This window comes from Pseudomonas sp. TH37, from assembly GCF_016650735.1.
Taxonomy (GTDB): domain Bacteria; phylum Pseudomonadota; class Gammaproteobacteria; order Pseudomonadales; family Pseudomonadaceae; genus Aquipseudomonas; species Aquipseudomonas farris.
This window is the reverse complement of record NZ_JAEKFD010000001.1, coordinates 699,090-720,987: the sequence shown is the minus strand read 5'-3', so window position 1 is coordinate 720,987 and position 21,898 is coordinate 699,090. Positions and strand designations below refer to the sequence as shown.

Annotated in this window: 23 protein-coding genes; 14 read left to right on the top strand and 9 right to left on the bottom strand. The window is 59.2% G+C overall.

Annotation, left to right across the window (positions count from 1 at the left end):
* Nucleotide 1: 1 nt before the first annotated feature.
* The 3 genes from JFU11_RS03390 to JFU11_RS03380 are packed head-to-tail and all read right to left on the bottom strand — an operon-like array spanning nucleotide 2 to nucleotide 2,832.
* Nucleotides 2-460 carry a tripartite tricarboxylate transporter TctB family protein gene (locus JFU11_RS03390; RefSeq protein ID WP_123721953.1) on the bottom strand — a complete coding sequence of 153 codons (459 nt, stop codon included), beginning with the start codon at nucleotides 458-460 and terminating at the stop codon, nucleotides 2-4.
* Nucleotides 461-518: 58 nt separating this feature from the next.
* A complete protein-coding gene (locus JFU11_RS03385) occupies nucleotides 519-1,496 on the bottom strand; it encodes a tripartite tricarboxylate transporter substrate binding protein (RefSeq protein ID WP_123721952.1) in 978 nt (325 codons plus the stop codon).
* A 43-nt stretch (nucleotides 1,497-1,539) separates the two neighbouring features.
* Nucleotides 1,540-2,832: an OprD family porin gene (locus JFU11_RS03380; protein ID WP_123721951.1), complete on the bottom strand. Its 1,293-nt coding sequence runs from the start codon at nucleotides 2,830-2,832 to the stop codon at nucleotides 1,540-1,542.
* A 234-nt stretch (nucleotides 2,833-3,066) separates the two neighbouring features.
* Between JFU11_RS03380 and JFU11_RS03375 the strand changes: the two genes are divergently transcribed.
* Together JFU11_RS03375 and JFU11_RS03370 are read left to right on the top strand one after the other, a co-directional pair.
* On the top strand, nucleotides 3,067-3,738 hold the full coding sequence (locus tag JFU11_RS03375) for a response regulator (protein ID WP_007898613.1): 672 nt from the start codon (nucleotides 3,067-3,069) through the stop codon (nucleotides 3,736-3,738).
* Nucleotides 3,731-5,119 carry a sensor histidine kinase gene (locus tag JFU11_RS03370; RefSeq protein ID WP_123721950.1) on the top strand — a complete coding sequence of 463 codons (1,389 nt, stop codon included), beginning with the start codon at nucleotides 3,731-3,733 and terminating at the stop codon, nucleotides 5,117-5,119. The genes JFU11_RS03375 and JFU11_RS03370 overlap by 8 nt, the downstream gene beginning before the upstream one ends.
* A 135-nt stretch (nucleotides 5,120-5,254) precedes the next feature.
* Here JFU11_RS03370 and JFU11_RS03365 read toward each other — a convergent pair whose 3' ends face one another.
* Nucleotides 5,255-6,076, bottom strand: a complete 822-nt coding sequence (locus JFU11_RS03365; RefSeq protein WP_123721949.1) for an HDOD domain-containing protein — start codon at nucleotides 6,074-6,076, stop codon at nucleotides 5,255-5,257.
* A gap of 35 nt (nucleotides 6,077-6,111) precedes the next feature.
* Nucleotides 6,112-7,053, bottom strand: a complete 942-nt coding sequence (locus tag JFU11_RS03360; RefSeq protein ID WP_201059781.1) for a folate-binding protein YgfZ — start codon at nucleotides 7,051-7,053, stop codon at nucleotides 6,112-6,114.
* A 148-nt stretch (nucleotides 7,054-7,201) separates the two neighbouring features.
* Here JFU11_RS03360 and JFU11_RS03355 point away from each other — a divergent pair, with 148 nt between their 5' ends.
* Both JFU11_RS03355 and JFU11_RS03350 read left to right on the top strand, forming a co-directional pair.
* Entirely contained in the window at nucleotides 7,202-7,456 is a 255-nt protein-coding gene (locus JFU11_RS03355) for a succinate dehydrogenase assembly factor 2 (RefSeq protein WP_007898624.1), read from the top strand.
* Nucleotides 7,440-7,892: a protein YgfX gene (locus tag JFU11_RS03350; RefSeq protein WP_201059779.1), complete on the top strand. Its 453-nt coding sequence runs from the start codon at nucleotides 7,440-7,442 to the stop codon at nucleotides 7,890-7,892. Before JFU11_RS03355 ends, JFU11_RS03350 begins: the two co-directional genes overlap by 17 nt.
* On the opposite strand, the gene nadB is transcribed toward JFU11_RS03350, so the two are convergent.
* Nucleotides 7,861-9,477, bottom strand: coding sequence for an L-aspartate oxidase (gene nadB, locus JFU11_RS03345; protein WP_123721946.1), 1,617 nt, complete (start codon nucleotides 9,475-9,477; stop codon nucleotides 7,861-7,863). The genes JFU11_RS03350 and nadB overlap by 32 nt on opposite strands.
* A gap of 557 nt (nucleotides 9,478-10,034) precedes the next feature.
* On the opposite strand from nadB, the gene rpoE reads away from it, so the two are divergent.
* The 4 genes from rpoE (at nucleotide 10,035) to JFU11_RS03325 (ending at nucleotide 13,884) form a co-directional block, all read left to right on the top strand.
* Nucleotides 10,035-10,616: an RNA polymerase sigma factor RpoE gene (rpoE, locus tag JFU11_RS03340; protein ID WP_003172477.1), complete on the top strand. Its 582-nt coding sequence runs from the start codon at nucleotides 10,035-10,037 to the stop codon at nucleotides 10,614-10,616.
* Between the two features lie 30 nt (nucleotides 10,617-10,646).
* On the top strand, nucleotides 10,647-11,234 hold the full coding sequence (locus JFU11_RS03335; protein ID WP_007898648.1) for an RseA family anti-sigma factor: 588 nt from the start codon (nucleotides 10,647-10,649) through the stop codon (nucleotides 11,232-11,234).
* An 8-nt stretch (nucleotides 11,235-11,242) separates the two neighbouring features.
* Nucleotides 11,243-12,205 (top strand): MucB/RseB C-terminal domain-containing protein, encoded by a 963-nt coding sequence (locus tag JFU11_RS03330; protein WP_201059777.1) that lies wholly within the window; start codon nucleotides 11,243-11,245, stop codon nucleotides 12,203-12,205.
* A 248-nt stretch (nucleotides 12,206-12,453) separates the two neighbouring features.
* Nucleotides 12,454-13,884 (top strand): DegQ family serine endoprotease, encoded by a 1,431-nt coding sequence (locus JFU11_RS03325; protein ID WP_201059774.1) that lies wholly within the window; start codon nucleotides 12,454-12,456, stop codon nucleotides 13,882-13,884.
* A gap of 89 nt (nucleotides 13,885-13,973) precedes the next feature.
* Here JFU11_RS03325 and JFU11_RS03320 read toward each other — a convergent pair whose 3' ends face one another.
* Nucleotides 13,974-15,407 carry a M48 family metalloprotease gene (locus JFU11_RS03320; protein ID WP_123721944.1) on the bottom strand — a complete coding sequence of 478 codons (1,434 nt, stop codon included), beginning with the start codon at nucleotides 15,405-15,407 and terminating at the stop codon, nucleotides 13,974-13,976.
* A 98-nt stretch (nucleotides 15,408-15,505) separates the two neighbouring features.
* Here JFU11_RS03320 and JFU11_RS03315 point away from each other — a divergent pair, with 98 nt between their 5' ends.
* Both JFU11_RS03315 and JFU11_RS03310 read left to right on the top strand, forming a co-directional pair.
* Nucleotides 15,506-15,745 (top strand): sulfurtransferase TusA family protein, encoded by a 240-nt coding sequence (locus JFU11_RS03315; RefSeq protein ID WP_007898654.1) that lies wholly within the window; start codon nucleotides 15,506-15,508, stop codon nucleotides 15,743-15,745.
* 31 nt (nucleotides 15,746-15,776) lie between these two features.
* Entirely contained in the window at nucleotides 15,777-16,847 is a 1,071-nt protein-coding gene (locus tag JFU11_RS03310; RefSeq protein ID WP_201059772.1) for an AI-2E family transporter, read from the top strand.
* A gap of 126 nt (nucleotides 16,848-16,973) precedes the next feature.
* Here JFU11_RS03310 and JFU11_RS03305 read toward each other — a convergent pair whose 3' ends face one another.
* Together JFU11_RS03305 and JFU11_RS03300 are read right to left on the bottom strand one after the other, a co-directional pair.
* Nucleotides 16,974-17,447 (bottom strand): peroxiredoxin, encoded by a 474-nt coding sequence (locus JFU11_RS03305; RefSeq protein ID WP_038979335.1) that lies wholly within the window; start codon nucleotides 17,445-17,447, stop codon nucleotides 16,974-16,976.
* Nucleotides 17,448-17,457: 10 nt separating this feature from the next.
* The gene (locus JFU11_RS03300; RefSeq protein ID WP_123721943.1) at nucleotides 17,458-18,018 is read right to left on the bottom strand and encodes a glycine cleavage system protein R; all 561 of its coding nucleotides are present in this window, start codon (nucleotides 18,016-18,018) and stop codon (nucleotides 17,458-17,460) included.
* A 325-nt stretch (nucleotides 18,019-18,343) separates the two neighbouring features.
* Here JFU11_RS03300 and dapA point away from each other — a divergent pair, with 325 nt between their 5' ends.
* Genes dapA through purC form a run of 4 tightly spaced genes read left to right on the top strand, consistent with a single transcriptional unit; the run spans nucleotide 18,344 to nucleotide 21,860 of the window.
* The gene (dapA, locus tag JFU11_RS03295) at nucleotides 18,344-19,222 is read left to right on the top strand and encodes a 4-hydroxy-tetrahydrodipicolinate synthase (protein WP_007898664.1); all 879 of its coding nucleotides are present in this window, start codon (nucleotides 18,344-18,346) and stop codon (nucleotides 19,220-19,222) included.
* Nucleotides 19,223-19,239: 17 nt separating this feature from the next.
* Complete coding sequence (bamC, locus tag JFU11_RS03290; RefSeq protein WP_123721942.1) at nucleotides 19,240-20,355, top strand: outer membrane protein assembly factor BamC; 1,116 nt, start codon at nucleotides 19,240-19,242, stop codon at nucleotides 20,353-20,355.
* 4 nt (nucleotides 20,356-20,359) lie between these two features.
* Nucleotides 20,360-21,118 (top strand): MBL fold metallo-hydrolase, encoded by a 759-nt coding sequence (locus JFU11_RS03285; RefSeq protein WP_123721941.1) that lies wholly within the window; start codon nucleotides 20,360-20,362, stop codon nucleotides 21,116-21,118.
* A 28-nt stretch (nucleotides 21,119-21,146) separates the two neighbouring features.
* Nucleotides 21,147-21,860: a phosphoribosylaminoimidazolesuccinocarboxamide synthase gene (gene purC, locus JFU11_RS03280; RefSeq protein ID WP_007898671.1), complete on the top strand. Its 714-nt coding sequence runs from the start codon at nucleotides 21,147-21,149 to the stop codon at nucleotides 21,858-21,860.
* The last annotated feature ends 38 nt before the right edge of the window (nucleotides 21,861-21,898 follow it).

Sequence of the window (21,898 nt, the reverse complement as noted above, 5' to 3'; positions counted from 1 at the left end):
ATCAGTTCTCCAGAACGTCGAGCACGCCCAGCGGCAGTGGAACGTCCATCAACTTGTCGAACAGCAGATAAAGACCGATAGCCATCAGGCTGATGATCACTGTACTGGGCAGCCAGCGGCCGCCATACAGGCGCGCCATCGGGACACCGATCAGAATGCTGGCGACGATGAAACCAAGGGGTTCGAAGGTCCCGGCGAACACCAGCAACAGCAGCACGCAAATGCCGATTTTGGTCAGGGTTTCGCGGTCCAGTTTCGGGTCATCGTCGCTGTGCACGATCGGCGCCGGTCGAAACACCATGTACAGCAACGCCAGGCCCATCAGGCCGAGCATCAGCAGTGGGAAGGCCCGAGGCCCGACCGGTTCGTAGGAAAAAGCCGCTTGATACGGCCACGCCATCAGCGCCAGGCCGATACAGGCCAGCAACAGCACCGAAGCGAAAATGCGTTGTATGAGCATGAGGAACTCCTGGGCCACGACCCCGAGAACCGGGGCCGTGGCCGCTAGACAGAGGCGATCACTGGATCAGGCCGAACTCTTTGGCCAGCACTTTGTAGTCCGCGACCTGCTTCTTCACGTAGGTGTCCAGCTCCGGGCCGGTCATGGCGAACGGGAACAGTTCACGCTGATCGCGCAGCTTGGCGAAATCCTCGGAGGCCAGCAGTTTGTCGAAGGCGTTTTTCCACCAGGCGTAGTCTTCGTCGCTGACTTTTGGCCCAAGGTAGAAACCGCGAACCACTGGCCAGACGATGTCGTAGCCTTGCTCTTTAGCGGTCGGAATGTCTTTCATTTCCGGCTCGTCCAGACGCTTCTCGGAGAACACCGCCAGCAGGCGCATGTCGCCACTCTGAATGTGTGGCATGGAGTCGGAGATGTCGGTGCTGCCGACCTGGATGTGGCCACCGAGCAGGGCGGTGGCGATTTCACCACCGCCTTCGAGGGCGACGTAACGCAGGTCGCGCGGATTGATCCCGGCCGCTTTGGCGATCAGTGCGGTTTGCATCCAGTCCTGGCTACCGACGGTGCCGCCGGAACCGATCACCACTTTGCTCGGATCTTTCTTCAGCGCCTGAACCAGGTCGTCCAGGGTCTTGTAAGGCGAATCGCTTTTCACCGCGATGGCGCCATAGCTTGTGCCGACAGCTGCCAGCCAACGAACGTTGGTTTCATCGAAGCGACCGAACTTGCCTTGCGCCAGGTTCAGCAGCGAACCGCTGGACCACGCCACCAGCGTGCCTGCATCGGCAGGGCGTTGAGCGACGACCGCGTTGTACGCCACCGCGCCGACACCGCCGGGCATGTAGGTCACGCGCATCGGTTTGGTCAGCAGTTTTTCGTTGACCAGCGCGCTTTGCGCCAGTTTGCAGGTGAGGTCGAAACCGCCGCCTGGCGAGGCTGGGGCGATGCATTCCGGACGTTTCGGTTCGGCCATCAATTGGCCGGCAAACAGCACACAGCTGGCGGCTAGAGCAACTTTACGCAGTGATAAGTTCATTTGAGTCTCCACGGGCATTCATTATTGTTATTGAACGTGATGTTTACCAAAGGGCAACGCTATAGCTCACCAGCAGACGCACTTCATCGGCATCGCGAGCGGAGTAGTTGGAACGGTAGGTGGCATTGCGCAGGCGTACGGCGACATCTTTCAGGGCGCCGCTTTGTACGACGTATTTGATCTCGGTGTTGCGTTCCCACTCTTTGCCCTCATCACCGTTCTTGAGCTTGATGTTGTCACCGCTCAGGTAACGGCTCATGAAACTCAGGCCGGGAATGCCGAGTTTGGAGAAATCGTAGTCGTAACGTGCCTGCCAGGAACGTTCTTCGGCGCCGGCAAAGTCATTGATCTGCACGAAGTTGACCAGGTACGGATCGCTGCCATCGACGTAGGGGAAGGCACTGTCACCGGACATGTGTTGATAGCCGGCGCTGAGTTTATGCCCGTTCAAGGCGTAGCTAACCAGACCGTTCAGGGATTTGTTGTCGATTGGGCCGCCACGGGCTGCGCCCTCGTCATCACTGATGGCCAGGCGTAAGTCAGTGCCGAAGGTGCCGGGGCCGAATTTTTCCGAGGCCACCATGCCGAGGAAGTGCTGGTTATAGACTTCATCGAGTTGGGCGAAGTGGTAGCTGCCGGTGATCTTGTCGGTGAACTTGTAGTCCACGCCGCCAAAGTCAAAGTGCTTGCCGGCCACGGTGCCGGCGAAACGGCTGTTCTTGTTGTTGAGGGCGATGTCCTCGAAGTCGGTGCTATCGCGGTCCTTGGCTTTCTCCAGGCGCCCGCCGGTGAAGGTCAGGTTCTTGATCTCTTTGGAGGTCAGCAGGCCGCCTTCAAAGGTCTGCGGCAGAATGCGCCCGTCGTTGGGCTTGAGGATCGGCAATTCCGGAATCAGGCTGCCGATTTTCAGTTCCGTGGCGGAGATTTTCACTTTGCCGGTCAGGCCGAGCTTGGAATATTCATCCGCCGCGCGACCGTCGTCATGGGTCGGCAACAAGCCGGTACCGGTGCGGTCCGGACTTGAATCGAGTTTTACCCCCAGCATGCCCAGTGCATCGACACCGAACCCCACGGTGCCGTCGGTGTAACCCGATTGCAGATTGAGCATGAACCCCTGAGCCCATTCGTCCCGCTTGGATTGCTGGGCGCTGGTGCCGTCGCGAAAGTCGCGGTTGAAATACATGTTGCGGGTTTCGAAGGTTGCCGTACTGTCTTCGAAGAAGGCAGCCTGGCTCAACGGCGAAAAGCCGGCGAGAGCGGCGGCACTGGCAAGGGCGGTGTGGCTGAGGCGGGAAAAACGAGCAGGCGGGCGAGCCTGAAGCTGCATGGACAGCATGGTGACGTACTCCGTTTATTGTTCTTATTGGCGAAAACGCTTCGAGGCGTTTTTCGTACGCTATGTGCGGTAGCGACGGGCAGTCGAAACTGTCCGTGGCTGGACTCTAACCGGCCAACCTTTCGCTAACCTTTCAGCTGACTTTCACGGTTTTCGGGCTTCACAGCGACGGATGCGGCTGTAAACTCCGCGCCAAAGAATGGCGTCGACCATCCCTGAATGAGGTAAAGATCCATGCGTGTTCTGCTCGTTGAAGACCATCTGCAGCTTGCCGAAAGTGTCGCTCAGGCACTCAAGAGCACCGGGCTGACCGTGGATGTGCTGCACGACGGTGTGGCGGCCGACCTGGCTTTGAGCAGCGAGGAATACGCCGTGGCGATCCTCGATGTCGGCCTGCCGCGCATGGATGGCTTCGAAGTGCTGGCGCGCTTGCGGGCCCGGGGCAAGAACCTGCCAGTGCTGATGCTGACTGCCCGCAGCGACGTCAAGGATCGGGTCCACGGCCTGAACCTTGGGGCTGACGATTACCTGGCCAAACCCTTCGAGCTGACAGAGCTCGAGGCCCGGGTCAAAGCCTTGCTGCGTCGCAGTGTGCTCGGCGGTGAACGCCAGCAGCGTTGTGGCGTGTTGGCTTATGACCTGGACACCCGGCGCTTCACCCTCGGCGAAGAATTGCTGACCCTGACTTCCCGTGAACAGGCGGTGCTTGAGGCCCTGATCGCTCGTCCCGGTCGGGTGATGAGCAAGGAGCAACTGGCCGCCCAGGTTTTCGGTCTGGACGAGGAGGCCAGTCCCGATGCCATCGAAATTTACGTTCACCGCTTGCGCAAGAAACTCGACGGTCAACCGGTAGCCATCGTGACCTTCCGCGGCCTTGGCTACCTGCTGGAAAGCCGCGATGCATAAGCTCAGCAGCCTGCGTTGGCGGTTGCTGTGGAACCTCGCGCTGTTGCTTGTGGTGTTGATGCTCGCCAGTGGTTTGAGCGCGTACTGGAACGGTCGTGAAGCCGCTGACACCGCGTATGACCGGACCTTGCTGGCCTCGGCGCGGACCATCGCCGCGGGCCTGTCCCAGCGCGATGGCAGCCTCAGCGCCAACGTGCCTTACGTGGCCCTCGATACGTTCGCCTACGACAGCGCCGGGCGGATTTTTTATCTGGTCAATGACATCAATCAGAAGCTGATCTCGGGCTACGAAAACCTGCCGCCGCCGCCACCGGGAACGCCGCGCACCGATGACTATCCGGCGCTGGCGCGTTTCTATAACGCCACTTATCAAGGGCAGAACGTGCGGGTGGTCAGCCTGCTCAAAGCGGTCAGCGAGCCGAATATGAACGGCATGGCGGAAATCCGCGTGGCGGAAACCGATGAGGCGCGGGTCCGCATGGCTCGCAGCCTGATGGCCGACACGTTGTTGCGTCTGGGCATGCTGGCGATCGGTGCGTTGCTGATGGTGTGGTTTGCGGTCAGTGCGGCGCTGCGTCCGCTGGAACGCTTGCGCACGGCGGTGGAAGAACGTCAGCCCGATGACTTGCGACCCTTGCCGTTGGTGGAAGTGCAGCACGAGTTGGGGCCGCTGGTGCGTGCGCTCAATCACTTTACCGAGCGTTTGCGCGGGCAGTTCGAGCGCCAGGCGCAGTTCATCGCCGACGCCGCCCACGAATTGCGTACCCCGTTGGCGGCGCTCAAGGCACGACTCGAACTGGGCTTGCGGTCGAACGAACCCGAAACCTGGCGCAGCACCCTGGAAGCCGCGGCCCAAGGCACAGATCGCCTGACCCACCTGGCCAATCAATTGCTCTCGCTGGCACGGGTCGAGAATGGCGCCCGAGCAATCGCCGAGGGCGGTGCGCAGTTGCTCGACCTCAGTCAGTTGGCCCGTGAACTGGGCATGGCCATGGCACCGCTGGCCCATGCACGTGGTGTGGCGCTGGCGCTGGAGGCCGACGAACCGGTGTGGCTGCGCGGCGAACCGACGTTGTTGAATGAACTGTTGAGCAATCTGGTGGACAACGCACTGGCCCACACACCACCGGGCGGCAATGTGATCCTGCGGGTCATGGCACCAGCGGTGCTGGAGGTCGAAGACGATGGCCCGGGAATTCCCCTTGAAGAGCGGGATCGGGTGTTCGAGCGTTTTTATCGGCGTAACGAGCAGGTGGCTGGATCGGGGTTGGGGTTGGCCATTGTCGGCGAGATCTGCCGCGCCCACTTGGCGCAGATCAGCCTGCACGATGGCGAGCAGGCGGGGCTGAAGGTGCGGGTGAGTTTTATTGCTGGAGAGTGAACACAACCCTGTGGCGAGGGGGCTTGCCCCCGTTCGGCTGCGCAGCAGTCGTAAACCTGTTATGGGTGACTTACCAGACAGACCGCTGAGGAGCGCTTCGCGCTCCAACGGGGGCAAGCCCCCTCGCCACAGTGATCAGTAAAACATCGAGCGCGACTCTTCCAGATCCTTGCACATCGCCTTGTTCTCCGGATCGATCCCCAGCTTCTTGAAGGCCGGTACGCTGAAGGGGTCGATACGGGCCAGTGGATGATCGGTGTCCTTGTGGCAATACAGGCTGGCCACTTGCACCAGATCGACATAATCGACCCGTTCCGATTGCCGCTTGAAATCCAGATACAGCCCCGGCAATTGCACCAGCATTTCCGGAAACTCCCAGACCCTGAGCAATTTATCGCCGAGCAGCGGATGAATCCGGTCGATCACATGGTTGAGGCTGATCGGGTCAGACAGCAATTCATAATGATCTTCGGCATAGGTCAGGATCGGCAGTACACCAATCTGATGCACGAGCCCGCCGAGCGCCGCCTGATCAGGTTTGAGTTGCGTATAACTGCGGCACAACGCGTAACTGACGCCGGCGATTTCCAGGCTTTTGCGCCAGACCTCGCGCATTTTCTGTTCCACCACTTCGGAACGGGCGTTGAAGATCTGTTCCATCACCAGGCCAATGGCCAGGTTGCTGCTGTAATTGACGCCCAGTCGGGTGATGGCCGTGTGCAGGTCAGTCACTTCCTGGGTCGCGCGCAGCAACGGGCTATTGACCACTTTGATCAGGCGCGCCGATAGCGCGGTATCGCGGCCAATCACTTTGCTCAGTGTGCTGACACTGATTTCCGGGTCTTCAGCGGCCTTGCGAATCTGCAGGGCCACTTCCGGTAACGTTGGCAGAACCAGGTCATCGTTATCGATGGCCTCAACCAAATCCTGTTGGACCTTATCCGCCAGCTCGATCATTTCTTTTCTCTAGGGTATTGCGACAAGTGCTGCTGTTAACGCTGGATTTCGCGATCACGATCCAGTTGGTAAGGCAGGTCGAGCAGATGCAGGCCCGGACCTTCGAGTGCGCCAAGGTGCAGGTTGCCATCTTCTGCCGCTTCGGCTTGCAGCACCGCAAGGAGTTCAATGTTTTGCTCGGTGCGGGCGGCCAGCACCACTTCACCGATCGAACTGCCGTGGGTCGGGGAGAACAGTTGGGTGCCGGGCTCCGGCAATTCGCTGGCATCCAGTTGCAGGCGATACAGGCGGCGCTTGAGTTTGCCAAGGTATTGCATGCGCGCGACGATTTCCTGGCCGGTGTAGCAGCCTTTCTTGAAGCTCACACCACCGACGGCTTGCAGATTGAGCATCTGCGGGATGAACAGCTCGCGGGTGCTCGGCATGACCTGACCGATCCCGGCGCGGATCTGGCCCAGCAGCCATTGATTCAATTCACCTTCGGCCAACAGAGCGGACAGCTTGCCCTTGATGGTGTCGGCCTGATCGGCGCGAACCCAGAGTTCAGCGCGATCCGTCGAGACGCGAAGGGCGATCAGGCCGTCATTGCGCACCACTCTGTCGGTTTCTGCCGGTAGTTCCAGGCCCAGGCTGGTCAGTGCCGCATCACCATGCTCAAGGCCAAAGCGAACCCAGCCGGCACTTTCATCGGTCAGTTTCGATTTGGAGAACACCGCGTACTTTTTCAGGTCCGCCAGTTGTGGCTCCAGCAGTTCGCTGGCCATTGCCATGAGCACACCGTCGCCTTCCAGCAGAATGCGGAAACTCGACTGCATCCGGCCTTTCTGCGTGCAGCGCGCGCCAAGGCTGGCCTGGGTGTCGCTCAGGTAATTAAGGTTGCAAGTCAATTGGCCTTGCAGGAATTTGCCGGCATCCGCGCCGCGTACCGCGAGAACGCCTTCGTGAGACAGGGTGCAGAAAAAAGCAGAATCGGCCATGGGTCATCGCAGGGTAAAGAGTCCGAGGGACATCATAAGGGGGCGCCCATGAAATGGGTAGTTCACAAAGGATCGATGGGGGCGACCAAAGCCGACTGTTCGAGCGGGCCGGGGGCTGTATACTTGCCGCCTATTTGAGGAGCGCTCCATGGTCGAAGATGTTGAACTGAATCGCCTCTACTGGCACAGCCGCCGCGGCATGCTTGAGCTTGACGTGTTGCTGGTGCCGTTTGTGAAAGAGGTTTACCCGCACCTCAACGAGGTTGATCGCGCATGCTACGTCAGGCTGCTCGAATGCGAAGATCAGGACATGTTCGGCTGGTTCATGGAACGTGCCGAATCGGAAGATCCTGAGCTTCAGCGCATGGTTCGCATGATCCTGGATCGTGTTCAGCCCAAGTAACGCGTTCGAATGCCGCTGGCATGCCTCACGGCAGTTGCTGGCGGCCTATCTTCTGGCCCAGCTGTTCGCGCTGGGTTCGTTGTTTCTTCTTTCCCTACCGGTCTGGGCCAGTTTGCTCGGCGCTTTTTGCTGTCTGGCTCATGGCATCTGGGCATTGCCGCGACAGATTCTACTGACACACCCACAGGCGTTTCGCGGCTTGCGTCGCGATGCCGATGGCTGGCAGTTGTGGAATCAGGCAGTGGGTTGGCAGCCCGTGCAGCTACGGCCGGACAGTCTGGCGTTGCCGCTGATCGTGGTACTGCGTTTTCGTCTGCGCGATGAGCGACGGGTCAGGGCGATCTGTGTGCCGCGCGATTCGCAGGCGGCGGATGTGCACCGACGCCTGCGGGTTCGGCTCAAGTTCAGTCGGCGTAGGTGGGCGGCACCAGAATAGTGTCCAGGGCGACCGGCAGCAGGTTCGGGTAGTCGAGGGTGTAATGCAGGCCGCGACTTTCCTTGCGCTCCATGGCTGACTGGATCATCAGCTCGGCTACCTGCGCCAGGTTACGCAGCTCGATCAAATCCCGGCTGACCTTGTAGTTGCTGTAGAACTCGTCGATTTCGTCCAGCAACAGACGCACCCGGTGCTGAGCCCGTTGCAGGCGCTTGTTGGTGCGCACGATGCCGACGTAGTCCCACATGAATCGCCGCAGTTCGTCCCAGTTGTGCGCAATGATCACGTCTTCGTCGGAGTCGGTGACCTGGCTCGCATCCCAAACGGGCAGGGCGGTCGGAATCGACACGTCTGGCAACTGCTCAAGAATGTCTGCCGCAGCCGAGCGGGCGTAAACGAAACACTCCAGCAGCGAGTTGCTGGCCATGCGGTTGGCGCCATGTAGGCCGGTGAAGCTGGTTTCACCAATCGCATACAAGCCCGGCACGTCGGTGCGGCCCCGCTGATCGACCATCACGCCGCCGCAAGTGTAGTGCGCCGCTGGCACCACCGGGATCGGTTGTTTAGTGATGTCGATGGAGAATTCCAGGCAGCGTTCATAGACCGTCGGGAAGTGCGTCTTGATGAAGTCTTCGGGCTTGTGGCTGATGTCCAGGTAGACGCAGTCGATACCCAGGCGCTTCATCTCATGGTCGATGGCGCGGGCGACGATGTCCCGTGGTGCCAGCTCGGCCCGTGGGTCGAAGCGCTGCATGAAGCGTTCACCATTGGGCAGCTTCAGATGTCCGCCTTCGCCGCGCAGGGCTTCGGTGATCAGGAAACTCTTGGCTTGCGGGTGATAAAGGCAAGTGGGGTGGAACTGGTTGAATTCCAGGTTCGCCACCCGGCAGCCCGAACGCCAGGCCATGGCGATGCCATCACCGCAGGCACCGTCGGGGTTGCTGGTATAGAGGTAGACTTTTGCCGCGCCGCCCGATGCAAGGATCACGAAACGCGCGCCGTAGGTGTCGACTTCACCGGTGCTGCGGTTGAGCACATAGGCGCCGAGGCAACGATCGCCTTCAAGGCCCAGGCGTTTTTCGGTGATCAGGTCGACCGCGACTCGCTGCTCCAGCAGTTCGATGTTGGGACGCTGTTTGGCCTGATCGAGCAGGGTTCTGAAGATCGCCGCGCCCGTTGCGTCGGCGGCGTGGATGATACGCCGATGGCTGTGACCGCCTTCCCGGGTCAGGTGAAACTCGAAACCACCGTCTTCGGTGCCGGACTGTTCATCGCGGGTAAAGGGCACGCCTTGGTCGATCAGCCATTGGATAGCCTCTCGGCTGTGCTCGACGGTAAAGCGCACTGCGTCTTCATGGCACAGGCCACCACCGGCGTTGAGGGTGTCATCGACATGGGATTCGACAGTATCAGTGTCATCCAGAACGGCAGCGACGCCACCCTGGGCCCAGAAAGTTGAACCATTGGCGAGGTCGCCTTTGCTCAATACGGCGATGCGCAAATGACCGGGCAAGGTCAGCGCAAGGCTCAAGCCGGCAGCACCGCTGCCAATTACCAGAACATCGTGTTGAAACTGTTGGCTCATTTCAGGATTCCGCTTAAAGCGACCCGGGACGGGGTTGGCGCAAGACAGCTGGGTCGGCGAGTCAAGACAGCCACACAGCCCACTAGTATATAGAGGGGGGGATCGGCACAATAGCCGGGCCAGCATGGCATTGTGAAACTACTGTGACGGAAAAGGCTGGACGCTTCGTCGGAAGTTTTTTTGAGGGCTTCGGCGACAAGGCGACTGTATCGTGGATTTAACAGTCTTTTTCTATTCAGAGTTGCACAATGTCGGTTTCGGGCAGCTATAAATATGGAACTTTTGCCAAAGGCCCAAGATCAATAGAAGGTTGCCTGAAACAAGGGACAGTGTCGGCTTCGGTGCGGGACTTGCGGTTGGGTCCTTGCTGACGAATCCGATGACAAGATTATTCGCGCAGCCGGGTTATCCCGCGCTGCGCTTTTCGTGCGTGCCAAATCAGAGCGCGCAGGAAACTTGCTTGAAGGGGGAGAACTTTTGCGAAAAGCCCGAGTCTATGTTTGCAAGTCTGGTCGTTCAGTAATGCAAGCCTCCTTCGAGCTTATCGAGGAGTGTTCATGCTAACCCAGGAAGAGGATCAGCAGCTGGTCGAGCGCGTTCAACGCGGCGACAAGCGAGCTTTCGATCTGCTAGTGCTGAAATACCAGCACAAAATTCTCGGGTTGATCGTGCGGTTCGTGCACGACACCCATGAAGCCCAGGATGTCGCACAGGAAGCCTTTATCAAGGCATACCGTGCACTTGGTAATTTTCGCGGAGACAGCGCGTTTTATACGTGGCTTTACCGCATCGCCATCAACACGGCGAAAAACTATCTGGTTTCACGCGGCCGTCGGCCGCCGGATAGCGATGTCAGTTCCGAGGATGCAGAGTTCTACGATGGCGATCATGGCCTCAAGGATCTCGAGTCGCCAGAACGTGCATTGCTGCGGGATGAGATCGAAGGCACCGTCCATCGAACCATTCAGCAACTGCCAGAAGATTTGCGTACGGCTTTAACTTTACGTGAATTCGATGGTCTGAGTTACGAGGACATTGCCAGCGTCATGCAGTGTCCGGTGGGTACCGTGCGCTCCCGGATTTTCCGCGCTCGGGAAGCCATCGATAAAGCCCTGCAGCCGTTGTTGCAGGAAAACTGAGACAGCGGCGACAGCCAAGAGAGGAACGCCATGAGTCGTGAAGCCCTGCAGGAATCGCTGTCCGCAGTGATGGATAACGAAGCGGACGAATTGGAATTGCGTCGGGTGTTGAATGCCTTCGACGATGTTGAAACCCGCGATACTTGGGCTCGTTACCAGATCGCTCGGGCAGTTATGCACAAGGATTTGTTGCTTCCTCGTTTGGACATCGCTGCGGCAGTCTCTGCTGCGCTGGCTGACGAAGCCGTACCGGCAAAAGCCTCTCGCGGTCCATGGCGCAGCCTTGGTCGTCTGGCAGTCGCTGCTTCGGTGACCGTTGCCGTGTTGGCGGGTGTTCGTCTGTACAATCAGGACGAGATCGCCGGTGTCGAGTTGGCCCAGCAATCCAGTCAACCGGGTCTGACCGCTCCTCAGGTCAAGGGTCCAGCTGTATTGGCAGGCTACAATGAGAGCTCGGAAGCCACTGGCCCTATGGCCAACGGCGTATTGCAAGGTCAACCAGGCTGGCATGATCAGCGTCTGCCAGGTTACTTGCGCCAACATGCTCAACAAGCTGCACTGAAAGGTACTGAGAGCGCTCTGCCTTACGCTCGTGCAGCAAGCCTGGAAAACCGCTAAGGAGGATCATGCGCGCCATACCTCTACTTACGCTTCTGCTCAGTGGCTGGTTCGTTGTTCCAGCCCACGCCGATGAAGCCCAGGACTGGCTGAAGCGTCTGGGACAGGCGGAGCAAACGCAGAGCTTTCACGGTACTTTCGTCTACGAGCGTAACGGTAGTTTCTCTACCCACAACATCTGGCATCGCGTCCAGGATGGCAAGGTCCGCGAGCGTTTACTCCAGCTCGACGGCTCGGCACAGGAAGTCGTGCGCATTGATGGGCATACTCAATGCGTGAGCGGCACCCTGATAGCAGGGCTGGGGGACTCACCCAACTCCACCGCTCGTGCACTCGATCCACAAAAGCTAAAGAATTGGTATGACCTTGCCGTCATCGGCAAGTCGCGTGTGGCCGGGCGTTCGGCGGTGATCGTGTCGTTGAAGCCTCGCGATCAGCACCGCTACGGTTTTGAGCTGCATCTGGACAAGGAAACCGGTTTGCCGTTGAAGTCATTGTTGCTCAATGACAAAGGGCAATTGCTGGAGCGGTTCCAGTTCACCCAACTGGATACTGCCGAGGTGCCTTCCGACAGCGATTTGCAGGCAGGTTCTGATTGCAAACCCATTACCCTCGACAGTGACAAGGCTTCCGCCGTCAAAACGGCGCAGGTCTGGCATTCGGACTGGTTACCGCCAGGTTTCGAGCTGACCAGCAGTACCTCTCACAAGGACCCGGAGACCAAAGCCCAGGTCAACAGTCTGATGTTCGACGACGGTCTGGCTCGATTCTCGGTGTTCCTTGAACCGTTGAATGGCGCGACAGTCACCGATACGCGCACCCAACTGGGGCCAACCGTTGCTGTCTCCCGGCGATTGACTACACCGCAAGGCGAGATGATGGTGACAGTGGTCGGTGAAATACCGATTGGCACCGCCGAACGGATTGCGCTGTCCATGCGCAACGATGCCGCGGCTACCAGCAAGCAGTAAGCAGATCAGCCATGCTCACCAATCGGGGTCTGGATGGTGCGGGAGGTCGACCATGGCTATCCCGCCGTTGATGCCTCGAAATGTTTTGCCGAGCATTTTCATTTGCAAATATCCCGAAAATTTTTTATAGGTCAGAGCCCCCTCGGCTCTGGCCTTGTTTGTTGTTCCCGGAACAAAAATACCGGCGTATCGTTTCCGGTGTTCCTTGCTCCATATCGCTTAACCATGCTCGTCGTAACGGGAGCCGTATGTCGATACCACGCTTGAAGTCTTATCTCTCCATTTTTGCCACCGTGCTGGTGCTCGGTCAGGCGGTCGCTGCGCAAGCGGTCGAGTTGCCTGACTTCACGCAGTTGGTCGAGCAGGCCTCGCCCGCGGTGGTTAACATTAGTACTACCCAGAAGCTGCCGGACCGTAAAGTGTCCAGCGAGCAAATGCCTGACCTCGAAGGCTTGCCGCCGATGCTGCGCGAGTTCTTTGAGCGGGGCATGCCGCAGCAGCCACGTTCCCCCCGCGGCGATCGTCAGCGTGAAGCCCAATCCCTGGGCTCGGGCTTTATCATTTCGTCCGACGGCTACATCCTGACCAACAACCATGTGATTGCCGATGCCGACGAGATTCTCGTGCGCCTCGCCGATCGCAGTGAGTTGAAGGCCAAGCTGATCGGTACCGATCCGCGCTCCGACGTCGCTTTGCTGAAAATCGAAGGCAAGGACCTGCCGGTTCTGAAGCTTGGCAAGTCGCAGGATCTGAAAGCCGGTCAGTGGGTCGTGGCCATCGGTTCGCCGTTCGGCTTTGATCACACGGTGACCCAAGGTATCGTCAGCGCCATCGGCCGTAGCCTGCCGAACGAAAACTATGTGCCGTTCATCCAGACCGACGTGCCGATCAACCCGGGCAACTCCGGCGGTCCGCTGTTCAACCTGGCCGGTGAAGTGGTCGGCATCAACTCGCAGATCTATACCCGTTCCGGCGGCTTCATGGGCGTGTCGTTCGCGATCCCTATCGATGTGGCGATGGACGTTTCCAATCAGCTGAAAAGCGGCGGTAAAGTCAGTCGTGGCTGGTTGGGCGTAGTCATTCAGGAAGTGAACAAGGATCTGGCCGAGTCGTTCGGTCTCGAGAAGCCGGCCGGTGCGCTGGTGGCTCAGATCCAGGATGACGGTCCGGCTGCCAAGGGTGGCCTGCAAGTGGGCGACGTGATCCTCAGCATGAACGGTCAACCGATCGTCATGTCCGCTGATCTGCCGCACTTGGTGGGCGCGCTGAAGGCTGGCTCGAAAGCCGATCTTGAAGTGATCCGCGAAGGCAAGCGCAAGAACGTCGAGCTGACCGTCGGCGCTATCCCCGAAGAAGGCAAAGAGTTGGAAGCCCTGCCTAAATCCAGCGTTGAGCGCAGCAGCAATCGCCTGGGTGTTTTGGTGGCCGAGTTGACCGAAGAGCAGAAGAAAACCCTCGACCTCAAAGGTGGTGTGGTTATCAAGGAAGTTCAGGACGGTCCTGCTGCCCTGATCGGCTTGCAGCCGGGCGATGTGATCACTCACCTGAACAACCAGGCGATCGGCTCCTCCAAGGAGTTCACGGACATTGCCAAGGCTCTGCCGAAGAACCGCTCGGTGTCGATGCGGGTTCTGCGTCAAGGTCGCGCCAGCTTCATCACCTTCAAACTGGCTGAATAAACCGGTTGTCGGCTGAATAAAAAACCGCCTCGAAAGAGGCGGTTTTTTTGTACCTGGATTTTTTGTTTCTGAGCTTTTTTCTGAAGAGGTCAGCCCATCATGTCCTTGACCATGCGTTCCTGCTCCATCAACTCACGTTGCCGTGCGTCGATCCGCGACGACAGCGGGAAGTTGCTGCCAGCCTTGCGCTTGGCGAAGTCCAGTTGCTGGATCGCCTGGCGATAATCGCCGACCAGCGCAAAGTACTCCGCACGAGCCTGATGCAGGCCGATGATGTTGCCCGACAGGCCGCGAGTCTCGGCCACCATGTACCAGACGTCCGGATCATCGGGTCGGCTCTTGAGCAGGTTCTCCAGCGCTTTTTCCGCTTCGGCCGCTCGATTCTGCTTGAGTAGCAGGTCGACACGCACCTGATTCAGCGGGTAGTTGCCGGGGTATTGAGTGAGCATCCGGTCGACCCGTGATTGAGCATCGGGCAGACGATTATTGGTGATGTCGAGATCGACCTGCGCCAGGTTGTAGATGATCTCGTTCGGCGATTTGGCCAGCAGCAGCTTGAGGTTCTCCCGAGCCTCATTCAGCTGGCCGCCCTTGATCTGGGCGATCGCAAGGCCATAGCGCGCGACGTCGTTTTTCGGGTTTTCATCGAGTTGGGCCCGAAAGCGCTTGGCGCCCAGGCCTGGGGTTTCTTCATAGATCAGCTGCACGCGCGCCCGAATCAGCTGGTAACGCATGCTGTCTTCGATGCCGCCTGGTTTGGCTTGTTCAGCGCGGTTGCGGGTGTCGGCGATCCGCGATTCGGTCACCGGGTGAGTCAGCAGGAATTCTGGTGGCTTGGCGTCGAAGCGGTACTGGCGCATCAGCCGTTCGAACATGGTCGGCATCGAGCGCGGATCGTAACCGGCCTTTTCCAGATTCATGATGCCGATACGGTCGGCTTCCTGTTCATTCTGGCGCGAGAAGCGTCGTTGTTCCTGAATCGCCGCCGCTTGAGTACCGGCAATGGCCGCGATCCCGGCATCGCCTGCACCGGCCGCGGCAATCACGATGCCAGCCAGCAGCGCAGCCATCATGGGCACTTGCATACGTTGCGACGCTTCGACACCGCGGGCGAAGTGACGCTGCGACAAGTGAGCCAGTTCGTGGGCCAGTACCGAGGCATATTCGCCTTCGGTCTGGGCATTGAGGAACAAGCCACCGTTGACGCCAACGATCCCGCCCGGCGCGGCAAAAGCGTTGAGCTGCGGACTGTTGATCAGGATGAACTCCAGGCGCCGGTCATTGACCTGGCTGGTTTCCACCAGTCGGTAGACGCTGGATTCGACGTAATCCTTGAGCTGCGGATCGTTGAGCTGCGACACCTGGCTGCGCAACAGCGCCAGCCACGCACGGCCCAGTTGGTGTTCCTGTTGCGGCGAGACGATGGCAGAACTGGCGTCACCGAGTGACGGCAAGTCGTCGGCGAAGCCCGGTGAGGCGAGCAGGCAAGCGAGCGTCAGCAGGGTAGGGCGCAAAAAAGTCATGCACAAAGCCTTAGTCGACAAAGACCTTACTGTAGCCGGACACTACGCTTGGGACCAGATATTCTAAGCTGCTTAACCCCCTGCCCCGGAGTGATTCGATGACTGACGCTGTAACCCACGATGCCGAGCTGGACGCCAGCGGTCTGAATTGCCCGTTGCCGTTGCTCAAAGCCAAACTGGAACTCAACCGACTGGCCAGCGGTGCGGTACTCAAGGTGATTGCTACCGATGCGGGTTCCCAGCGCGACTTTCGCACCTTTGCCCGATTGGCCGGTCATACGCTGCTTCGTGAAGAAGATGAGGCGGGCGTTTACCGCTATTGGTTGAAAAAAGCCTGAAACCTGCTGCGTTCGTTTCTAAGGATTATTGATGTTCAAGGTGTTACGCGACTGGATTCAGCGCTATTTCTCGGATGAAGAGGCTGTGGTGCTGGCGGTGCTGCTGTTTCTGGCTTTTACCGCGGTGCTCACTCTGGGTGGAATGCTCGCGCCGGTACTGGCCGGTATGGTGCTGGCGTATCTGATGCAGGGGCTGGTAGTGACCCTCGAGCGCCTGCGTGTGCCGGGTGGCGTGGCGGTGGGGCTGGTTTTCGCGTTATTCATGGGGTTGCTGCTGGTCTTTATCATCATCGTGGTACCACTGCTCTGGCACCAATTGATCACGTTGTTCAACGAATTGCCCGGCATGCTTGCCAAATGGCAGTCGCTGCTGTTGCTGCTGCCCGAGCGCTATCCGCACCTGGTGTCGGATGAACAAGTGCTGCAGGCGATCGAAGTGGCGCGGGGCGAGATCGGCAAATTCGGTCAGTGGGCGCTGACATTCTCGTTGTCGAGTCTGCCGCTGCTGGTGAACATCATGATCTACCTGGTGTTGGTGCCAATCCTGGTGTTCTTCTTTCTCAAGGACCGGGAGATGATCGGTCAGTGGGTGCGCGGTTATCTGCCGCGCGAGCGGGCGCTGATCACCCGGGTTGCCCAGGAAATGAACCGGCAGATCGCCAATTACATTCGCGGCAAGGTCATCGAAATCTTCATTTGCGGTAGTGTGACTTACATCGCTTTCGTGGCGTTGGGGCTCAACTATTCAGCGCTGCTGGCGCTGCTGGTGGGGGTATCGGTGGTGGTGCCTTACGTCGGGGCGGTGGTGGTGACAGTGCCAGTGCTGCTGATTGCACTGTTCCAGTGGGGCTGGAGCGATCAGTTCATCTATTTGATGGCGGTCTACGGGATCATCCAGACGCTGGATGGCAACGTGCTGGTGCCGTTGCTGTTCTCGGAAGCGGTCAACCTGCACCCGGTGGCGATCATTTGCGCGGTGCTGCTGTTTGGCGGGTTGTGGGGCTTTTGGGGCGTGTTCTTTGCGATTCCCCTGGCGACGCTGTTCAAGGCTGTGCTGGATGCCTGGCCGCGTAAAGAGCCGATGGTGGCGCCACTGCTTTAATTGTCAGGCTGAGTTTTCAGTGAGGCTAATGGCCTCATCCCGAGCAGGCTCGGTCCCACAGGGATTGCGCAAATCCTGTAGGAGCGAGGCTTGCCCGCTAAGGCGTCCGAACAGACGCCCAAATAATCAGGCCTTGTTCAGCGCCTGAGCAGCAGCCAAAACCGCATCCACATGCCCCGGCACCTTCACGCCGCGCCATTCCTGACGTAGCACGCCATCCTTGTCGATCAGGAATGTGCTGCGATCAACGCCCATATATTCCTTGCCGTAGAGCTTTTTCAGTTTGATCACGTCGAACAGCTGGCACAGCGCTTCTTCCTTGTCGCTGATCAGCTCGAAGGTGAACGCCTGCTTGGCCTTGAAGTTTTCATGGGATTTCAGGCTGTCGCGAGATACGCCGAAAACTTCGGTATTGGCGGCTTTAAAGGCTTCAAGCTGATCACGAAAACCCTGACCCTGGGTGGTGCAGCCCGGCGTGCTGTCCTTCGGATAGAAGTAAATCACCACTTGCTTGCCTTTTAGGCCCGCGAGGCTGACGGATTGCCCGCTGGTGGCGGGTGCTTCGAAGTCGGCAACCGGTTGGTCGATGGCTACGGCCATGAAAGCTTCCTTACATTGGGTTTTGTGGGCGCCACGGTTCAATCAGTGCGTCCAGGTTCATGGCATCGGCGAAATCCAGGAACTGGTCACGCAACCAGCTGATCTGGGTGCCGGCCGGCAGGGTCACGGTGAACGTGGCGTTAAGCATGGTGCCGCCGGTCTGCGGGGCCTGATAGGTGTCGCAGGTCAGGTTCTCCAGCTCGACGTTGTGATCCATGAAGAACTGGCACAGTTCGTTGATGATGTCCGGGCGGTAGGCCGAGCTGACATAGGCAACGTACGGCAGGGCCTGGGGACGGTTCTCCAGGGCAGCGCTGCGGACCACGTTAACGGTGAAGGCGTGCCGTTTGGCCATCACTGGGAGGCTGCCTTCGAGGCGCGCCAGGGCGTCCCAGCTGCCCGAGATTTCAAGGATCAACGCACTGCATTCGCCATGGCGCGTCAGCCGAGAGGTGACCACGGCGCAGCGGTTTTCATGGCTGGCGCGGCACAGGACGTTAGTCAGCTCCATGGGGTTGGCGCCGAGGGCACTGATGACAAGGAATTGTTCGCGAACTGTGGGGGTGGACATGCAGCATTCCTAAAGCGATGAGCGGTCGATACTTTTATGCGCTTTTTTACCGGGACGAGCCTGCGGATGCGAATTCAGAAAACCCGGCCGAAGGTTGCAACGTGCTCCAGAGTGGCGAGAGCGAGGGGTGGCAACGCTGGATCGGGGCTTGTGATGCCGAAAATGGAGGCTGGAACACGGCGTACGAGCTTATCAGTACCGATCAAAGTCTGAAGGGTAGCGAAAAGCAGCGCCAAGGGGAATGGCAGTAGCGCAGTACTTCGCTTGTACAAGCATCTTGGCGCCAGTACCATTACCGCTCTCTTTTTCCGGCAGGAGCGGTTGCATGATTGCGGGCAGTATGGTGGCACTGGTCACACCCATGGATGCACAGGGTCGTCTCGACTGGGACAGCCTGAGCAAACTGGTGGACTTCCACCTGCAAGAGGGCACCAACGCCATCGTGGCGGTCGGCACTACAGGTGAGTCGGCCACGCTTGACGTGAACGAGCACATTGAAGTGATTCGTCGCGTGGTTGCTCAGGTTGCAGGGCGTATTCCGGTGATCGCCGGTACGGGCGCCAATTCGACGCGCGAAGCGATCGAACTGACAACCAACGCGAAGAACGCCGGCGCCGACGCGTGCCTGCTGGTAACCCCTTATTACAACAAGCCGACGCAAGAAGGCCTGTACCAGCACTTCAAGGCAATCGCCGAAGCCGTCGACATCCCGCAGATTCTCTACAACGTGCCGGGCCGTACCGCTTGCGACATGCAGGCCGAGACGGTGATTCGCCTGTCGACCGTGAAGAACATCATCGGCATCAAGGAAGCCACGGGCGACCTGCAGCGCGCCAAGGACATCCTGGCCGGCGTGAGCAGCGACTTCCTGGTTTATTCCGGAGACGACGCGACCGCGGTCGAGCTGATGCTGCTCGGCGGCAAGGGCAATATTTCGGTGACCGCCAACGTCGCACCGCGCGCCATGAGCGAGTTGTGTGCCGCGGCCATGGCCGGTGATGCCGTCAAAGCCCGGGCGATCCACGAAAAGCTGATGCCGCTCAATAAAACCCTGTTTATCGAATCCAATCCTATCCCCGTGAAATGGGCACTGCATGAAATGGGCTTGATGCCGGACGGTATCCGTCTGCCGCTCACCTGGCTCAGTGCTGCCTGTCACGAACCGCTGCGGCAGGCCATGCGCCAGTCCGGCGTCCTGGTTTAATTGAGGAAGTACTACGCATGAAGCGATTGGCCGGACTTTCCGCACTTGCCTTGATTATCTCCAGCACCAGTGGCTGCGGATGGATCTGGGGCCCGGAAGGTTATTTCCGTGACCGTGGTAGCGACTACCTGGAAGCGCAACAGACTGCACCGATGCAACTGCCACCGGAGGTCAGCACCGCCAAGCGTCTGGATCCGCTGTTGCCGATCCCGCGCAACGTGGCCGACGACACTGCCAAGGGCGAATACATCGTGCCTCGTCCGCAGCCGCTGTCGGCAGCGGCTGATGCCAGCGACTACACCCTGCAGAAGAGCGGCGATTCGCGTTGGGTCATGGCCCAGCACCCACCGGCCGAAGTCTGGCCCGTGGCCGTGCAGTTCTTCCAGGACAACGGCTTCCGTCTGGACGAGCAACGCCCGCAAACCGGCGAATTCACCACCACCTGGCAGCATTCCGACGAACTGTCCGCAGCAATGGCCAAGCGCCTGAGCGCAGCCGGTGTCGGCGCCGACAGTGAAAGCCGTGTGCGGGTGCGTATCGAACCAGGCGTTCAGCGCAACACCAGTGAAGTCTACGTGGTCAGCGCCGAGCGTCCTGCCGGCAGCACCGCCAATGTGGATTTCACCAATCGCTCGGTCAACACTGGCCTGGACGCAGCACTGGTCGACGACATGCTCGCGAGCATGAGCCGCACCTCGGAGAAGGGCGGTTCGGTCTCCATGCTGGCCTCTCGTGATTTCGATACGCCAAGTCGTGTCAGCCTGACCGAAGACGGCAGCGGTAACCCGGTGCTCAACGTCGGTAATGACCTGGATCGTGCCTGGTCGAGCGTCGGTCGCGCGCTGGAACAGGGCGAATGGCGTGTTGAAGACATCAACCGCAGCCTGGGCCTGTACTACATCAACCTCTCCGAAAAAGCCGAGAAGAAAGACGATAAGCCTGGCTTCTTCAGCAGCCTGTTCGGCAGCGCGCCGAGCAAGGAAGAAGTTGAAGCTCGCGCCGAGCGTTATCAGGTTCGCCTGAGCAAGGTTGGCGAGAACGTCCAAGTCACCGTCGAGAAAAACATCAACACCGTGGCGCCAGCAGACGTGGCGCGTAAAGTGTTGAGCGTGATTCAGGACAACCTGGGCTGATCACATGCGTTTTGCCGTTCTCGGCAGCGGTAGCCAAGGGAACGGCACGCTGATAGCCAGCGACGACACGTATGTACTGGTGGATTGTGGTTTCTCCCTGCGGGAAACCGAAAAACGCCTGCTGCGACTGGGTGTGAACCCTTCGCAGCTGAGCGCGATACTCGTGACCCACGAACATGCCGACCACGTGCATGGCGTGGGTTTGCTGTCTCGGCGTTACAATCTGCCTGTCTACCTCAGTCGCGGGACCCTGCGCGGGATGCGCAAACCGATTGAACCCGCAGGCTTTCTGGCTGGCGGCGAGCAACTGCAAATCGGCAACCTGAGCATCGGCGTCATTGCCGTGGCGCATGATGCACAGGAACCGACGCAGTATGTCTTCAGCGACGGTCAGCGGCGCTTCGGCCTGTTGACCGACCTGGGCTCGTATTGCAATACAGTGCTGGACGGCTACCGGGACCTCGATGCATTGATGATCGAGTCCAACCATTGCCGTGACATGCTGGCTCGCGGTCACTACCCGTACTTTCTCAAGCAGCGGGTGGGCGGTGAATTGGGACATTTGAACAACCATCAGGCGGCATTCCTGGTGTCCGAGTTGGGCTGGCAAGGCCTGCAACACCTGGTCCTGGCCCATCTGAGCAGCAAGAACAACCTGCCGCAGCTGGCCCGGCAATGTTTTGTCGACACCCTCGGGTGCGACCCGGACTGGCTGCAACTGGCCGATCAAGATTCAGGGCTCGACTGGCGACACATCGCCTAGCCCACCTACTTAGCAAGCGGAGCCCATCATGGAAAAACGTGAAGAACTCTACCGCGGCAAAGCCAAATCGGTTTACAAGACCGATGACGCTGACCGCTTGATCCTGCTGTTTCGCAACGACACTTCGGCGTTCGACGGCAAGCGCATCGAGCAGCTCGACCGCAAAGGCATGGTGAACAACAAGTTCAACGCCTTCATCATGCAGAAACTCGAAGCAGCCGGCGTGCCGACTCAATTCGACAAACTGCTGGGCGACAACGAATGCCTGGTGAAAAAGCTCGACATGATTCCGGTCGAGTGCGTCGTGCGTAACTACGCCGCCGGCAGCCTGGTCAAGCGTCTGGGTGTCGAAGAAGGCATGAAGCTCAACCCTTACACCTTCGAACTGTTCCTGAAGGACGACGCCAAGGGCGACCCGTTCATCAACGAATCCCACGTCGTGGCATTCGGTTGGGGCACTGCCGAGCAACTGGTTCGCATGAAAGAACTGTCGCTCAAGGTCAACGAAGTCCTGAGTAAACTGTTCGACGACGCTGGCCTGTTGCTGGTCGACTTCAAACTGGAATTCGGCGTTTTCTCGGACGGCTCCATCGTCCTGGGCGACGAGTTCAGCCCGGACGGCTGCCGTCTGTGGGACAAGGCCACCGGCAAGAAAATGGACAAGGACCGCTTCCGTCAGGGCCTCGGTGACGTCATCGAAGCCTACGAAGAAGTCGCCAATCGTCTGGGCGTACCGCTGTAATCGACGCAAGCATCTGATAGCACGGAAAAATTTTGCTT

What these genes read in the sequence shown, in the direction of transcription:
- JFU11_RS03335 (WP_007898648.1), top strand. Translation starts at nt 10,647, where the DNA reads ATGAGTCGTGAAGCCCTGCAGGAATCGCTGTCCGCAGTGATGGATAAC.
- JFU11_RS03315 (WP_007898654.1), top strand. Translation starts at nt 15,506, where the DNA reads ATGACTGACGCTGTAACCCACGATGCCGAGCTGGACGCCAGCGGTCTG.
- JFU11_RS03325 (WP_201059774.1), top strand. Translation starts at nt 12,454, where the DNA reads ATGTCGATACCACGCTTGAAGTCTTATCTCTCCATTTTTGCCACCGTG.
- JFU11_RS03330 (WP_201059777.1), top strand. Translation starts at nt 11,243, where the DNA reads ATGCGCGCCATACCTCTACTTACGCTTCTGCTCAGTGGCTGGTTCGTT.
- JFU11_RS03385 (WP_123721952.1), bottom strand. Translation starts at nt 1,496, where the DNA reads ATGAACTTATCACTGCGTAAAGTTGCTCTAGCCGCCAGCTGTGTGCTG.
- rpoE (WP_003172477.1), top strand. Translation starts at nt 10,035, where the DNA reads ATGCTAACCCAGGAAGAGGATCAGCAGCTGGTCGAGCGCGTTCAACGC.
- JFU11_RS03305 (WP_038979335.1), bottom strand. Translation starts at nt 17,447, where the DNA reads ATGGCCGTAGCCATCGACCAACCGGTTGCCGACTTCGAAGCACCCGCC.
- JFU11_RS03375 (WP_007898613.1), top strand. Translation starts at nt 3,067, where the DNA reads ATGCGTGTTCTGCTCGTTGAAGACCATCTGCAGCTTGCCGAAAGTGTC.
- JFU11_RS03355 (WP_007898624.1), top strand. Translation starts at nt 7,202, where the DNA reads ATGGTCGAAGATGTTGAACTGAATCGCCTCTACTGGCACAGCCGCCGC.
- JFU11_RS03320 (WP_123721944.1), bottom strand. Translation starts at nt 15,407, where the DNA reads ATGACTTTTTTGCGCCCTACCCTGCTGACGCTCGCTTGCCTGCTCGCC.
- nadB (WP_123721946.1), bottom strand. Translation starts at nt 9,477, where the DNA reads ATGAGCCAACAGTTTCAACACGATGTTCTGGTAATTGGCAGCGGTGCT.
- JFU11_RS03365 (WP_123721949.1), bottom strand. Translation starts at nt 6,076, where the DNA reads ATGATCGAGCTGGCGGATAAGGTCCAACAGGATTTGGTTGAGGCCATC.
- JFU11_RS03285 (WP_123721941.1), top strand. Translation starts at nt 20,360, where the DNA reads ATGCGTTTTGCCGTTCTCGGCAGCGGTAGCCAAGGGAACGGCACGCTG.
- JFU11_RS03380 (WP_123721951.1), bottom strand. Translation starts at nt 2,832, where the DNA reads ATGCTGTCCATGCAGCTTCAGGCTCGCCCGCCTGCTCGTTTTTCCCGC.
- purC (WP_007898671.1), top strand. Translation starts at nt 21,147, where the DNA reads ATGGAAAAACGTGAAGAACTCTACCGCGGCAAAGCCAAATCGGTTTAC.
- JFU11_RS03390 (WP_123721953.1), bottom strand. Translation starts at nt 460, where the DNA reads ATGCTCATACAACGCATTTTCGCTTCGGTGCTGTTGCTGGCCTGTATC.
- JFU11_RS03370 (WP_123721950.1), top strand. Translation starts at nt 3,731, where the DNA reads ATGCATAAGCTCAGCAGCCTGCGTTGGCGGTTGCTGTGGAACCTCGCG.
- bamC (WP_123721942.1), top strand. Translation starts at nt 19,240, where the DNA reads ATGAAGCGATTGGCCGGACTTTCCGCACTTGCCTTGATTATCTCCAGC.
- JFU11_RS03310 (WP_201059772.1), top strand. Translation starts at nt 15,777, where the DNA reads ATGTTCAAGGTGTTACGCGACTGGATTCAGCGCTATTTCTCGGATGAA.
- JFU11_RS03300 (WP_123721943.1), bottom strand. Translation starts at nt 18,018, where the DNA reads ATGTCCACCCCCACAGTTCGCGAACAATTCCTTGTCATCAGTGCCCTC.
- JFU11_RS03360 (WP_201059781.1), bottom strand. Translation starts at nt 7,053, where the DNA reads ATGGCCGATTCTGCTTTTTTCTGCACCCTGTCTCACGAAGGCGTTCTC.
- dapA (WP_007898664.1), top strand. Translation starts at nt 18,344, where the DNA reads ATGATTGCGGGCAGTATGGTGGCACTGGTCACACCCATGGATGCACAG.